Below are 13,047 nucleotides of genomic sequence, written 5' to 3'. Positions count from 1 at the left end.
TATAATCACCAACTGCAAAAAGCCACATCACTTGTAAGACCGTAGAACTTAGCTTTGACATTCCCGCCGCTAAAGCAGGTTGGATTCTTGGGCTACCTGGCTACTGCGACCGTATATCTCCCAAGCTGAAACGGTCTGCCCGACCGCCTTATTTCTTATATTACTAGCTGCGTTCACATCCCGGTGCAGGACATGTTTGCTGCAGCAAAGGTAACAGCCGGCAAGTGCAGGCGGTAGAACATAGGGTAAGATCTAACCCAACAAAAGTGAAGGGATGTCGCACCACATCCAGAGCGTCTTTGCCCACATCGACGCCCAGGTTCTGACAGAGTAAATTCTTCATAGCTGAAAGGGACTAAAGTGGACAAAAAACATTCATCTTCCGGGCCTACACTCACTCATGCCTGCGGATGGGGCAGCCTCTAGGTACTGTCCAGGCTTTTAAGATGAAGAGAAAGGGAAGGGCTTGCTTGGGGGCGACATCATCAAAGTGTCTAGTGCAAGGGCTTTCTCCTTCCCTTTCTGTTAGCTTACGTTTAAGAGCCTGATAAAATTGCACATACGCTTATACTGCCAAAGATATGAGTGCCAGGGCTTTCTTTGGCATTTACTCGTAAGTAGAAAACGGAGCTGCTCAGTCAGCTTGTGTTATTGTAACAACAAGAGGAGAAGAAAGAGTCGTGGCTACTTTTTTCCTAAATAGATACTGCAATTTAGTTGCAAACGATAAAGCTAATTTTTAACATTGTGCTGCAATTGCTGGTGTCCGGCCAGAATTCTGCTACATCCAAGTACAGATGCGAAAGCTTGTAAGTTTACTTGCTGGAGCAGAAAAGGACGCCCGTACAAGCACACATGAAGAGCTGCCAAACATATATCGCCTATTTCCTTTTGTTACTCTTTGTAAGAGTAATGACACCTGAGGTGGCGATTTTGGCTATGCACGAGCACGAACATACAGAGGATGTCATAACTTCTGAGGTTACTGTGGGCAAGGCGCACTTGCACTGTGACATAGATAAACATTTTGACAGCAGTTATTTGCTATCTCATTTCTCTTATGAGATAGCCTTAGCTCCGCAACAGGGGCTTTACGTGCAGCCCTACAGCTTCGCCTGGAAATTTACCTTCCCTAATAACACCTTCCTCCGAGGTCCTCCCTTGGCTTAAACCCTTTCTACGAATGCCATAGCTGTGGCTGCAAAGCTATAGCAACTGATTCTTGCATAAGTGATGTTCACCATCATAGGTGTATACTATATCCCTGTGTAAGAGCGGTGTTTTCAATTAAGCAGCTACAAACTGCTGCCTGGCATTCTCATTTTCGGGTTAGGCTCAAGACCATTTTATACTTCTTGGCTCCCATGCTTGCACACGTCTTCAAAGTGCTGCAAGATGGGGTTGGCTATACTTTGTCTGTGCTGATTGTGAAGCGAAGACAAAGTATGGTAAGGTATTTCAAGACACCTGATGGAGGTCTCTGAACCTCCACTTTCTGAAGTATAGAAAAATCACCTGCGCTTAATCCGCCTTTCTCTTTTCTATTCTCCTAACTGTTTCTAAAATACAGATGAAAATCTCTTTTCTATATTTAACACTTCTTGTTGCATTCCTTACTACCCATCTTACCCAAGCCCAGGTTAAGCCTTTTACGTTCGTTGGAGAAAAAATAAAAGCAGGTTCCAAACACTCAGTTCTTTTACCGGTAGGTAAGGGGGAGAATAGCACGGTTATTCCTGTAACTGTTTTTCATGGCGCAAAGAAAGGTCCTGTGCTAGGCATTACTGCTGGCGTGCACGGCCTGGAGTATGCGCCTATCATGGCGGCGCAGCAACTGCCTAAGTACCTCGATCCCGCTGAAATGAATGGCACTGTGATACTGGTACACATAGCCAACGTGCCTGCTTTTCTGCACCGCTCGCTTAGGGTAAACCCTGTGGATGGCAAGAACCTGAACCGTGTATTTCCTGGGAAGCCTGATGGCACCCTGACTGATCAGATAGCGCACGTGATATCGAATGAGGTGATTGCCCGAAGCGACTATTTTATAGATGTGCATGACGGTGACGCCAACGGCGACCTGCGCCCCTACTCGGGATACTACAATTACTTTGATATGCCGGAGGTGTCGGAAAAAGCCAGACAGATGGCCGTAGCTCTGGGTTTTGACTTTATTGTGCAGTTTGGTAATGAGCAGAGCCTGACGGAAGAGGCCATCTACTGTTCCCGAGAGGCCACCAAGCGCAACATTCCGGCCGTGGACATTGAGTGCGGCCGCAAGGGCTTTGTGGAGGAAAAGTATGTACAACAGATTCAGCAGGCCCTGCTCAGCCTGATGCGCCACCTGCAGATACTGGAGGGCAAACCTGCTACAGTGCAAAACCCAGTGATGATAGCCAAGCGGACATCGGTCAGCAGCCAGCATGAGGGCTTCTTTTATAGCGACCTTACCAGCGGCGACTATGTGAAAAAGGGCATGAAGCTGGGTTACATTACTGACCTGTTCGGTAATCATGTAGTGGATGTCACCTGCCCAACAGACGGTGTCATCCTGTACAAAACCTTCAATCCTCCTGTTAAAAAGGGTGATGGTCTCTTTAGCATCGGGCACATAAACTAAATCTCAATAACAAGATGGAGCATGCTATAGCTGATTGTGTACAGTCAGCCTGGCCTTGTGCATTCCTAAAAGAAGATCATTATGAGAAAAAATTTATGTGCCTTGTGGCTGCTTCTTATCCAGGTTGCAGCCATGGCCCAGGGGCCAGGCACAATTAGTGGTAAAGTAAAGAGTGGCAGCGGCCAGGGCTTGGAAGGTATCACCATACTTTTAAAAGAGCATAACCAGGTGGCTATAACACAGCCGGATGGCTTTTTCAAGATGGAGAAACTGAGTTATGGTGAGTATACCGTGGTGGCCAAAGGACTAGGGTACAAAGAAGAGCTCCGGCAGGTAATCTTAAATGCAGAGGCTCCGGCAGCACAGGTGAATTTCAGCCTTATAGCCAGCTCCAATGCGCTGCAGGAGGTAGAGGTGCTTGGCCGAAAGGAAACTACCTACAAGAACGAGTATAGCTTTATTGGGACAAAAACAGCGAGCCTGGTTATTGATGTGCCGCAGACTATTTCATCGGTTACAAAGGAGCTGATTGAAGATCAGCAGGCATTCACGCTAAATGAGGTGGTGAAGAACGTGGCAGGCGTTAACCAATATTCCGGTTACGATGACCTGACAGTGCGTGGCTTCCGGAATGGTTATGAAAGTGGTTTCAGGCTGGTTAATGGGTTGCGCTCGGGTTACAGCTTTGGCAATGGCTTTTTCCGGGTGCCGCTTACGGTAAACCTGGAGCGGGTGGAGGTGCTAAAAGGGCCAGGCGCTGCTTTGTTCGGCGATATTAACCCGGGAGGCACCATCAATATGGTAACCAAAAAGCCGCTGGAGGAGGAGCGGAAAGCGCTTAGCTTTACCGTTGGTAGCTTTCAGACCATGCGCTCCACCCTCGACTTTACAGGCCCTTTGAATGAGGAGAAAACCTTGCTGTACCGCCTGAATGTTGGCTACGAAGACACCAAAACCTTTCGTGATGTAAACGACCGCAAGTCACTGCTCATAGCGCCAACCGTTACTTTCCGCCCAAGCGATAACACCACGATTAATGCCGAAATAGTGTACAGTAGCTTCAACGGCTATCTGGATCGTGGACTGCCTATACAGGGTGGTGACTTGTACGCGCTACCTTTCTCTTTTGCGGTTAATCAGCCCAACGATCATTTTATAGTGAATGATTTGTCGCTGAATGCATCACTGAACCATAAGATTAACGATAGGGTGTCCTTCAATGCAGCTTATATGAAGTTTGCCTATTCAGAGGATATCCGGGAGCACCGAACGCTGAATACGTTTGCCGATGCACCCTTAAATACGGTGATGAACCTGCGCTACTTTGAGCGAATGGCGAAGGAGTATACCGATAACCTCTCTGCATATTTTTCCCTGAAGCAGAATACGGGCAGCATCAGCCATAAGGTAGTGTTAGGAGCTGATTATGTGAAATTCGACACGGATAAGAACAGTACCATGTTTGAGGCACGTGAGCAGCTTGTTGACGGCGAGAGACTACCCCTCACATTTGATCTGAGAAACCCGATGTACAAGGTCAGGAACACCAGTAACTACATACAGCGGCCTATCCCACAGTTCTTTATCGACTACATCAACAACGTATACCACACCACCGGCCTCTATGTGCAGGACCAAATGGAGGTAACAGACCGCCTCGGCTTGCTGCTGGGCCTGCGTTACGAGATGTTTCGGGACAGGCGGGACTATGGCGACGGTGAAGAAAACGTGCAACAGAATGTGCTGTTGCCACGGGCTGGTTTAACTTACTCCTTGCTGGAGAACCTGAACTACTTTGCCAGTTACAGTCAGGGCTTCAGACCAATAAATCCGCAGTACATAAAGTACCCTGAGCGCTACGGACGAAGCGAGCCTTTCAACAATGAGACCAGCTACCAGGTGGAAACAGGTTTGAAGGGAGAGTTCTTTCAGAAGGCAATGTTTGCTACACTCTCGCTGTACCAGATCGAGAAGCGAAACACCCTTATAAACACCTTTCAGCTAACGGAAGACGGCAACCCGATCTACAGGCAAAATGGCAAAACTAGATCACAGGGAGCCGAGCTGGAGCTAACCGGAAACCTGATGCCGAACTTCAGCCTGAATGCTAATTATGCCTATAACCACACGGAGGTTCTGAATGCTGATGTAAGCGCAGAGAACGGTATGGTGGCTGCCAATGCACCGGAGCACTCGGCGGGGCTCTGGGCAAAGTATATTTTCAACATTCCTGCCTTAAGAGGTGTGGGTGTGGCTGTAGGTGGTAATTATGTTAGCCAACGACGCATGGAGGTACAGGTAAACCAGGTGAACACAGGAGAACCGATCTGGGATTACTGGCCCTCTTACACCGTTGCAAATGCTGCCTTGTTCTACAACATAAACAAGTTCAAGTTCAGCTTTAACCTCAACAACGTGCTCGACGAGCAGTACTTTGTTGGCGGCTACGACTACTTCCGTGCCAGTCCCGGTGCCCCCAGAAACTACATGACGACCATAGGCTATACTTTCTAACAGGGAAGCCTTTCAAGAAACATATCAGACATCAACTCAAAAACATCAAATGAACATTGTTTTAGAAGCAAAGCAACTCAGAAAACAGTACCAGGACAAGCTGGCGCTTAAGGGCCTGAACCTGCAGATCCAGGCAGGGGAGATTTTCTGCCTGCTGGGGCAAAACGGTGCGGGCAAGTCCACTACCATAAACCTGTTTTTAGGCTTTATTAAACCAACCTCCGGAGCAGCTTATATTAACGGGCTGGAGGTAGCCACAAATCTTACTCAGGTAAAGGAGCACCTTGCTTACATACCGGAGAACGTGATGCTGTACTCCAACCTGACGGGGCTTGAGAACCTGGCCCTGTTCAGTAGCTTGGCTGGTTTTGATTACTCGAAAGAGGAACTGATGGAATACCTTGTTCGGGCGGGTTTGCCAGCCGAAGCGGCCAGCCGCAGGGTGGGAGGTTACTCTAAAGGTATGCGGCAGAAGGTAGGTATCGCCATTGCGGTAGCGAAACATGCCAAAGTGTTGCTGCTCGATGAGCCAACCTCAGGCCTGGACCCAAAAGCGAGCAATGAGTTTTCGGAACTGTTGCTACGGTTGAGCGATGCAGGCACGGCCATTTTCATGGCGACACACGACATCTTCCGGTCAAAAGAAGTGGGCACAAGAGTAGGCATTATGCGCGAGGGTGAACTGGTAGATGTACTGCCTGCCGCCGACCTGGATGCGAACGAACTGGAGAAACTATACTTAAACTATATGCACGTGTAAGGATGATAAAAAGTATAGCAAGAAAAGAATTCATCAGCACCCTCCGCGACAGCCGCTTTATGGCCCTAAGCATTATTGTGCTGCTGCTATTGCTGGCTGCCACGGTGGTGGGCTTAAATAGTTACAGGACCTTGCAGGAGGAGCGCGATGTGGCGCAACAGACAGTGAACGACCAGTTTGCTAATTCTGTAGACCGTCACCCGCACCGTATGGCCCATTATGGCTCTTATGCCTTCAGGCCAAAATCAAGTATAAGCTTTCTGGATTTCGGGCTCGATTCTTATACTGGGGCTGCTGTGTTTATGGAGGCGCACAGGCAGAACAGTGCAAACTTCAGCCAGGCGCAGCAATCTTCTTCGCTCATCCGCTTTGGTGAGATGACAGTGGCTTTTGTGCTGCAGATGCTTATTCCGCTGCTTATTATTTTCCTGTGTTTCGGTGCCTTTACCCAGGAGAAGGAGACGGGTACTCTAAAGATCCTGCTGAGCCAGGGTATTTCGCTGCGGCAGGTGGCATGGGCAAAAATTACGGGGTACAGCAAGGTTGTAGGTTTGGTAGTGGCTCCGGCATTGGTACTTGCCAGTTTGCTTCTGTTCGGCAGAGGCGGCTTTGAGCTGGAAGGGGATACACTGCTAAGGCTGCTGCTGTTCATCCTCTTTTACCTGGTTTACTTCTTCATCTTTATTGTTTTGTCTGTCGTGGTATCGTCGCTGCATCAGCGGTCAAATACGGCACTGGTTACCTTGCTCGGTATCTGGATTCTCTGCTGCGTGATCATACCTAAAGCCTCAGCCAACCTGGGGGCTAACCTCTATACCACCCCAACCAAAGCGCAGATGGATGCTGATGTGCACGAGGAGGTAGCCAAAGGGGTAGACGGGCATAACTCACAGGATGAGCGCGCTGAGGCACTGAAAAAGGAGCTGCTGAAAAAGTATAAGGTTTCGACTTTGGAGGAGCTGCCGGTAAATTTCGACGGTGTCTGGATGGCTATGGGCGAGGAGCAAAGCAGCAAGGTTTTCCAGGAGCATTTTGATGAACTGACGGACATCTTTGATAAACAGAACAGCATTTCAGAGTATGCCAGTTTGCTGAATCCCTACCTGGCCGTGCGTCACCTGTCGATGGGTATGGCTGGCTCTGACTTTAGCCACTACACGCACTTTCAGAACAAGGCGGAAGAGTACCGCTATAACCTGGCTCAGGGCCTGAATAATATACAGACTACCCAGATAAAGTATGGCGAGAAGGAAACGCGCCTGAGCAGCGACACCTGGAAAAATTTTAAACCATTCACTTACGAAACGCCTCATGCAGGCTGGGCGCTGGGAAACCACCTGGTATCATTATTGGCGCTGTTAGTATGGCTGGTGCTGGTGAGCACAGTAGGCATCAGGCTGATCGATAAAACAAAAGTGGCTTAAGCGATGAGAAAATTCTGGATACTTATAAAGTATGAGTGGCTCAATTTTAAGGCTGATAAAGGCTTGCTCATACTCACCACCCTTACCCTTTTTGCCGGGTTATATGGCATCTACTACGGCACCACCGAGCTTGAGAAGCAAAGGGAAAACATAGCTAAGCTGGATGTGCTAACGGAGCACAATGTGGAAGAAATGAAAGAGAAGTTTCCTGGTGAAGCGGATGCGGGTGATATTGGCTACTACCATTCTACCTTTGCCGTCAACCATCCTGATTCTTGGGCAAGTCTCTCTATGGGGCAGCGCGATGTGAACCCATACTACATTAAGCTCCGCCTGCTCAACCTGCAGTCGCAACTGTACGACACCGAGAACATCAACCCGCTAAAAGTGCTGTCAGGAAACTTTGACCTGGCCTTCGTGCTGGTATACTTGTTCCCGTTGCTTATTATCGGCTTGTGCTTCAATATTCTATCTGTAGAAAAGGAGCAGGGTACACTGCCTTTGTTATTGTCGCAGCCTATAGGTTTGCCGTTGATTGTAGGAGCCAAGCTGTCTTTCCGGATGATGATTGTGCTGGGGCTGGCGCTGCTGCTTTCTGTACTTGCCATGGTATGGGGGCAGGTAATGCCGGATGTACGTGTGGCACTTTGGCTGGGTGTGGTGCTGTTATACTGCCTGTTCTGGTTTGGAGTAGCCTTTCTGGTGGCAGCCTTGCAGAAGAACTCAGCCTTTAACGCTGTAACGCTGCTCGGCGTGTGGTTGATGCTGACCATTATCATACCTGCCCTGCTCAATGTGTATGTAGCCGTAAAGCAACCTATACCGCAGGCGCTGGAGCTTACCATAAAACAGCGCGAGGTAGTGCATGGTGGCTGGGACAAACCTAAGCGTGAAACCATGGATCAGTTCTTTGCCCTTTACCCGCAATACACCGACACCACTGATATCAAGGTTCGTTTTGTATGGCGCTGGTATTATGCCTTCCAGCACTTAGGAGACGTAGCTGTAGCGGATCTTGCCGAAGCATATCAAGAGGGGCTTCAGGCTCGTCATCAACTGGTAGAAAAGCTAAACGTACTGTCGGTACCTGTAAATGTACAGGGTGTTTTTAACGCGATGGCTGGATCAGACTTGCCTTCGCACCTGGCATTTATGCAGAGTGCTACCCAGTACCATGATTCGCTCCGGGAGTTTTATTACCCGTTCCTGTTCAACAACGTGCCTTTTACGCATGCCGACTATGAGAAGGAGCCGAGGCATAGTTTCACCAGCTCACCGGATTTTGCCACAGCGTATAGTGGTTTGTTTAAGTTGGTGATATGTGTGCTGGTAGTGTTTGGTATTGGTTTCGTGCTCTTCAGGTTAAAGGAGGCTAGTGTGAAGTAGGAAGCTCTAAGAGTGTTTTGTAAATAAAGGACCGCCAAGAAAACCTGAAGATTGGGGGGCGCTAAGGGCTTGGGCATGGGGAGCTTCACGGGGTTTGGACTACCTTGAAACTGACCCGGCTGTGGACGCCAAACGTGTGGGTATAGAGGGTGTTTCCCGCTTCGGGAAAGCGGCGCTTGTAGCAATGGCCTTCGATCAGCGTTTTTACATGGGATTGATCGGGTCTTCCGGTGAAGGCGGAGCCAAGCTGCATCGCCGCAATTTTGGGGAGGCTGTAGAAAACTTGACCAGTAGCGGAGAATACCACTTGATGGCAGGTAACTTCCTGAAGTATGGTGCCTCTGATGCTACGTTTGGCAGTAAAACCGCTAATGATATACCGGTAGTTGCACATCAGCTTATCGCTTTATGCGCGCCTCGCCTGACCTTTATTAGTTACGGTATACCTGAAAAAGGTGATGCCAAGTGGCTCGATCAGCAGGGAAGTTATATGGCTACCGTAGCAGCCGGACCAGTCTACAAACTGTTAGGTGCAAGAGACCTTGGTGTCGGGTACGACTATAAAACAGCGAAAATGCCTGGAGTAAATGTAGGCTTACTGGATGGTGAACTGGCCTGGCGGCAGCATGATGGTGGCCACACCGATGCTCCCAACATAAAACACTTCATACAGTGGGCGGATAGCTGGATGAAGGAAAAGAGTGCTTCCGGTTCTAATCATTAAGTATAGATCAGTATTAAGTTCTAGGTAAGATTCTGCTGTAGCCTTGTGTAGCATGTATGGAATAACACGAAGAAGCCGCTTAAATTTGAAGCGGCTTCTTCGTGTTGATGGTATTTCTTGCTTATGGTGGTCTATCTCTAAACGATTCTTTTACTATCAAACCACTTAATCAAACTTACATAAACTACTGCCTGAGGGTAAGTGGTAAGGTAGCTTGACGCAAAGTTATTTATCCATTGCGTTAAAAAGTCTGCACTTTCATACGAAGCGATAAAGCTGTTTACCAGGCAGAGCGGGGTGGCTACAAGGGCTACAAACCTCAGCGTGGGCTTTAAGCTTTTTATAAAGAAATAGTTGCTGAGAGACTGCCTTTGTAGAAACTTCATGAAATCTAGTGCTTTAGCGTTACTGATACTTTTTTCCGGTGCAGAGACTATACTTTCTCCGAAGTAAAAGTAGTTCGAGGTAAACATGCATGCAAGCTATAGGATACTGAAAGAAGAGGATAAATACACCTCGCTGTAGCGCGACCCGTAATAGCTTATCAAGCTAATGGCCTGGGTATCTGTAAAGTTTTTCTTCTTGCTGGCATGCTGTAAAGTACCAGTCCAAAAATTATCAGCACCATCCCAATATTTCCTGTCATGTTCGGCCATGCAATGCCAAGGAGCAGTACTTCACCGACAACCGTAGCCAGTATTTCAATGGACTGCGTAGCTTCCACGGCAGCTAGTGAGGCAGCATCATGGCGGGCTAAGTGCATGGCTTTAAAGAATAGAATACAGCCTACTAAACCGGAGCTCAGGGATATGGTAAGCACTGCTAACAGCTGTTCCTGCCCAGGAATTCCCGACTGGCTGTAACCGTATAGCATCATTATAAGCTGTACAGGCAAACTACCTATGGCGGTACCAGCTACTCTTTGGATGGCAGTTAGATTATGTCCGCTTTCCTCTGCATGCAGTAACAGCTTACGGTTGGCCAGAGGCCACACAAATGCCGCCAGCATCACCAAGCTTACACATGCCCACAATTGTTGCGAAGTATAGCTGCCATTCTTCTGGCTCCACTGCATACAAGCAATGCCCACCATAATCAGCATCGACAGGAGTAGTGCCTTCATGGGGATTTTTGCACGGTGGTCTTTATACAGAAAAGGGGAGAGAAGTATACCCGCTACTATCGTAAACTGGAAAACACCTGCCACCAACCAACCAGGCCCGAAAGAAGCTGCATATGTTAAAAAATAGTAAGCTAAACCAAATGCAATACTTCCCCACACCAGCCATACTTGCAGGTTTTGGCGAATTGCTTTCAAAAGGTGCACCAGCTGTCCCTTTGCTGCCAGCAAAGCCATCAGCATGAGCATCAGAAAAAATGAACGTAGGCCAGTTGTCCAGGCCCAATGTCCACCCTTAGCAGAAAGAAAGCTGTTCAGGATATAGGTAGAGCTGAAAAATAGACAAGCTACTACTCCTAGTGATATGGCTTTCAGGTTGTTGCTGTTGTTTTGCATAACTCAATCATTTTTGCAAAAGTACAGCGGCACCAGCTTCAGCTAGCAGGACTTTCTGCTGCAAGAATGGTACTTTAAGAACCACTGCTTCTTAAATGTGATGGCGTAAGACCGGTCATACGTTTAAAGAAACGCACAAAGTAGGAGGCATCTTCAAAACCCAGCTGATAGGCAATCTCTTTAACAGACAAACTGCTGAAGAACAGCAGTCGCTTACTTTCCACCACTAGCCGGTCGTGCTGCATGTCTGCCACGGTTGTTTGCAGGTATTGCCTGCAGAGACTGTTCAGGTGCTTGGGGGTTATGCCTAAGGCATCAGCATAAAAACCTGTACTACGGTGCTCCCGGTAATGCTCCTCAATCAGGCTACTTAGGCGGAACAACCGCTCGCTATGGCGCGCAGGTGTAATCTTACTTATCTGCACATGGCACTCTCTCAGCAAGTATTGCAACAGAATATAAAGGTAGCGGGAAAGTATAGCCATGTCTGGCTGATCTTCCTGTAGTTCCTTCACCATTAAGTTTACTAACTCCTCAAAAATAGTTTTCAGCTTATCAGGCAGGTCGAGGTAGGGGTGCTGGTATACGGAGCTGAAGATTACGAAGGTATCGTGTGCCCGCATACCTGTTTCTTGTAAGAAGCGCTCAGAGAAAGAAACTAATACGCCCCTTTCCTGTCGTGATTGCCGCTGGTGCGCCTGCCCTGGCCGTAGTAAGAAGATTCTGCCAGCCTGTAGGGGATACCGCTGAAAATCAATCAGGTTTTCTCCTCCCTTTGTTTCCTGCACATACATCAGCATATAGGCATCGTGGCTGTGGGGCACCTCCGACAACTCACTGGCATAGGTTTCCAGGGGCATAACAGTAAGTGCCTTCTGGTTTAGTAAGTCTTGTATGGGGAGCCGATCAGTTCCTAAGTGCTTCATATAGCAAATTAAGCTATAAGAAGTATACGAAGTACAAAGATGGGCTAGTAAGATAAAGGTGATCATAGAGGAAAGAGCCGCGGCAGTGCCTAAAACCTCTGGCTGCGGCTCCGTAATCTGACAATTATACTTTTTGCTGGACTTTGCTGTCGCTGTAAATAGTGAAGGCCAGATAGGCTAAGGTTAGAAGAAGCCAGGAGTCGCCAGCTAATAGTAGAAGGTTTAAGCCTACAGCGTTTCCAAACCAGAAAAATAACCCTGACAGTATGAGCGCCATTCCAAAGAATGTGTTCAGAAGCCTGTATTTTAAAAAAGCTATACCGAAAAGCACCAGACTAACAGGAAAACACAAGCCAGGCGGATAAATGGTAAGGGCAAAAAATCCTTCCCCAAGTACAGACTGAACGATGGCAGGAAACTCATTTCCACCGTTTGTAGGATAAAAGGCTCCTAAGCGGAATAAAGGCATCATGGTGGCTGTACCAAAACAACCCGTAATAAAAAAGGCGCAGCAAGTAATAGCCCATCCTGTACTTCGTTGTTCTACCATTTTAGCGAGCAGTATACCTACTGGAACAAAGAAAACATAACTCGCCTCGCGCCATACACTCCATGAAAAAGCATATTCTTTTGTAACCCATAAGGCATCTCCTATCAATTGAAACAGTGGAGCTATGATGAGGCAAACCAGTAGAACGTTCCGCTTGGTAGAGTTCGAGATACTGTACCTTTCAGATTTCGGATCTTCAAACCGGGTAGGTGCAGCGAATCCCGCAGTGCCGGTTGCTGGATTTGCACTACTGATTGGTGTAATGCCGGTTCTTTGGTCCATAGGCTTTAAATAGTTCAAGCCTCCGTTGTGTACTTCTGCCATACCTATTTTACTGATTGGTTATGCTTAAAATTATTAATAATATAATTTTAAAATGCTACTAAATCATCTTCAATACGTTAATGAGTTATAACATGGGGTAAAGTGCAGAGGCAGAACGGTGTAAGGCAGTATAATAACCCCCACTTTGGCCACTTAGAAGAGTGTGTTAATCCTAAAAGTTGAACTCTTATCAGCGCTCTGTTCTACTCATTCATAAAAAGTGGAAAAAGCCACCACTTCAACTAACAATTCGGAGCTGTAACACTAATCTAGCTAATCAAAATCACGCTTCTAATCAGAAAG

At 47.7% G+C, this 13,047-nt stretch carries 10 protein-coding genes and 1 pseudogene; 7 read left to right on the top strand and 4 right to left on the bottom strand.

Annotated elements, in window-relative coordinates:
- Positions 1-163 precede the first annotated feature (163 nt).
- Positions 164-343, bottom strand: coding sequence for a hypothetical protein (locus PKOR_RS24895; protein ID WP_148561729.1), 180 nt, complete (start codon positions 341-343; stop codon positions 164-166).
- Positions 344-939: 596 nt separating this feature from the next.
- Here PKOR_RS24895 and PKOR_RS25130 point away from each other — a divergent pair.
- The 7 genes and pseudogenes from PKOR_RS25130 to PKOR_RS20480 form a co-directional block, all read left to right on the top strand.
- Positions 940-1,170 (top strand): hypothetical protein, encoded by a 231-nt coding sequence (locus tag PKOR_RS25130; RefSeq protein WP_158453811.1) that lies wholly within the window; start codon positions 940-942, stop codon positions 1,168-1,170.
- A 400-nt stretch (positions 1,171-1,570) separates the two neighbouring features.
- Positions 1,571-2,620: a succinylglutamate desuccinylase/aspartoacylase family protein gene (locus tag PKOR_RS20505; protein WP_052738992.1), complete on the top strand. Its 1,050-nt coding sequence runs from the start codon at positions 1,571-1,573 to the stop codon at positions 2,618-2,620.
- Positions 2,621-2,701: 81 nt separating this feature from the next.
- On the top strand, positions 2,702-5,134 hold the full coding sequence (locus tag PKOR_RS20500; RefSeq protein WP_052738991.1) for a TonB-dependent receptor: 2,433 nt from the start codon (positions 2,702-2,704) through the stop codon (positions 5,132-5,134).
- A gap of 49 nt (positions 5,135-5,183) precedes the next feature.
- On the top strand, positions 5,184-5,894 hold the full coding sequence (locus PKOR_RS20495) for an ABC transporter ATP-binding protein (protein WP_046313151.1): 711 nt from the start codon (positions 5,184-5,186) through the stop codon (positions 5,892-5,894).
- A gap of 2 nt (positions 5,895-5,896) precedes the next feature.
- Positions 5,897-7,318, top strand: coding sequence for an ABC transporter permease (locus tag PKOR_RS20490; protein ID WP_046313149.1), 1,422 nt, complete (start codon positions 5,897-5,899; stop codon positions 7,316-7,318).
- A 3-nt stretch (positions 7,319-7,321) separates the two neighbouring features.
- Positions 7,322-8,704, top strand: a complete 1,383-nt coding sequence (locus PKOR_RS20485; RefSeq protein ID WP_046313148.1) for an ABC transporter permease — start codon at positions 7,322-7,324, stop codon at positions 8,702-8,704.
- Between the two features lie 19 nt (positions 8,705-8,723).
- Positions 8,724-9,428, top strand: a pseudogene (locus PKOR_RS20480) (glucuronyl esterase domain-containing protein); the annotation flags it as partial.
- 544 nt (positions 9,429-9,972) lie between these two features.
- Here the strand turns inward: PKOR_RS20480 and PKOR_RS20470 are convergent.
- From PKOR_RS20470 to PKOR_RS20460, 3 genes are all read right to left on the bottom strand, one after another.
- Complete coding sequence (locus PKOR_RS20470; RefSeq protein WP_052738990.1) at positions 9,973-10,944, bottom strand: multidrug resistance efflux transporter family protein; 972 nt, start codon at positions 10,942-10,944, stop codon at positions 9,973-9,975.
- A gap of 74 nt (positions 10,945-11,018) precedes the next feature.
- Positions 11,019-11,870, bottom strand: a complete 852-nt coding sequence (locus tag PKOR_RS20465; RefSeq protein WP_046313146.1) for an AraC family transcriptional regulator — start codon at positions 11,868-11,870, stop codon at positions 11,019-11,021.
- A gap of 124 nt (positions 11,871-11,994) precedes the next feature.
- On the bottom strand, positions 11,995-12,702 hold the full coding sequence (locus PKOR_RS20460) for a hypothetical protein (protein WP_158453810.1): 708 nt from the start codon (positions 12,700-12,702) through the stop codon (positions 11,995-11,997).
- Positions 12,703-13,047: the final 345 nt, after the last annotated feature.

Source organism: Pontibacter korlensis, assembly GCF_000973725.1.
GTDB lineage: Bacteria > Bacteroidota > Bacteroidia > Cytophagales > Hymenobacteraceae > Pontibacter > Pontibacter korlensis.
The sequence above is the reverse complement of the archived record's forward strand: the minus strand, read 5'-3'. Positions and strand labels throughout refer to the sequence as shown.

Excerpts from the sequence above, each read along its gene's own strand:
- PKOR_RS24895 (WP_148561729.1), bottom strand. The coding sequence starts at position 343 with ATGAAGAATTTACTCTGTCAGAACCTGGGCGTCGATGTGGGCAAAGAC.
- PKOR_RS25130 (WP_158453811.1), top strand. The coding sequence starts at position 940 with ATGCACGAGCACGAACATACAGAGGATGTCATAACTTCTGAGGTTACT.
- PKOR_RS20505 (WP_052738992.1), top strand. The coding sequence starts at position 1,571 with ATGAAAATCTCTTTTCTATATTTAACACTTCTTGTTGCATTCCTTACT.
- PKOR_RS20500 (WP_052738991.1), top strand. The coding sequence starts at position 2,702 with ATGAGAAAAAATTTATGTGCCTTGTGGCTGCTTCTTATCCAGGTTGCA.
- PKOR_RS20495 (WP_046313151.1), top strand. The coding sequence starts at position 5,184 with ATGAACATTGTTTTAGAAGCAAAGCAACTCAGAAAACAGTACCAGGAC.
- PKOR_RS20490 (WP_046313149.1), top strand. The coding sequence starts at position 5,897 with ATGATAAAAAGTATAGCAAGAAAAGAATTCATCAGCACCCTCCGCGAC.
- PKOR_RS20485 (WP_046313148.1), top strand. The coding sequence starts at position 7,322 with ATGAGAAAATTCTGGATACTTATAAAGTATGAGTGGCTCAATTTTAAG.
- PKOR_RS20470 (WP_052738990.1), bottom strand. The coding sequence starts at position 10,944 with ATGCAAAACAACAGCAACAACCTGAAAGCCATATCACTAGGAGTAGTA.
- PKOR_RS20465 (WP_046313146.1), bottom strand. The coding sequence starts at position 11,870 with ATGAAGCACTTAGGAACTGATCGGCTCCCCATACAAGACTTACTAAAC.
- PKOR_RS20460 (WP_158453810.1), bottom strand. The coding sequence starts at position 12,702 with ATGGACCAAAGAACCGGCATTACACCAATCAGTAGTGCAAATCCAGCA.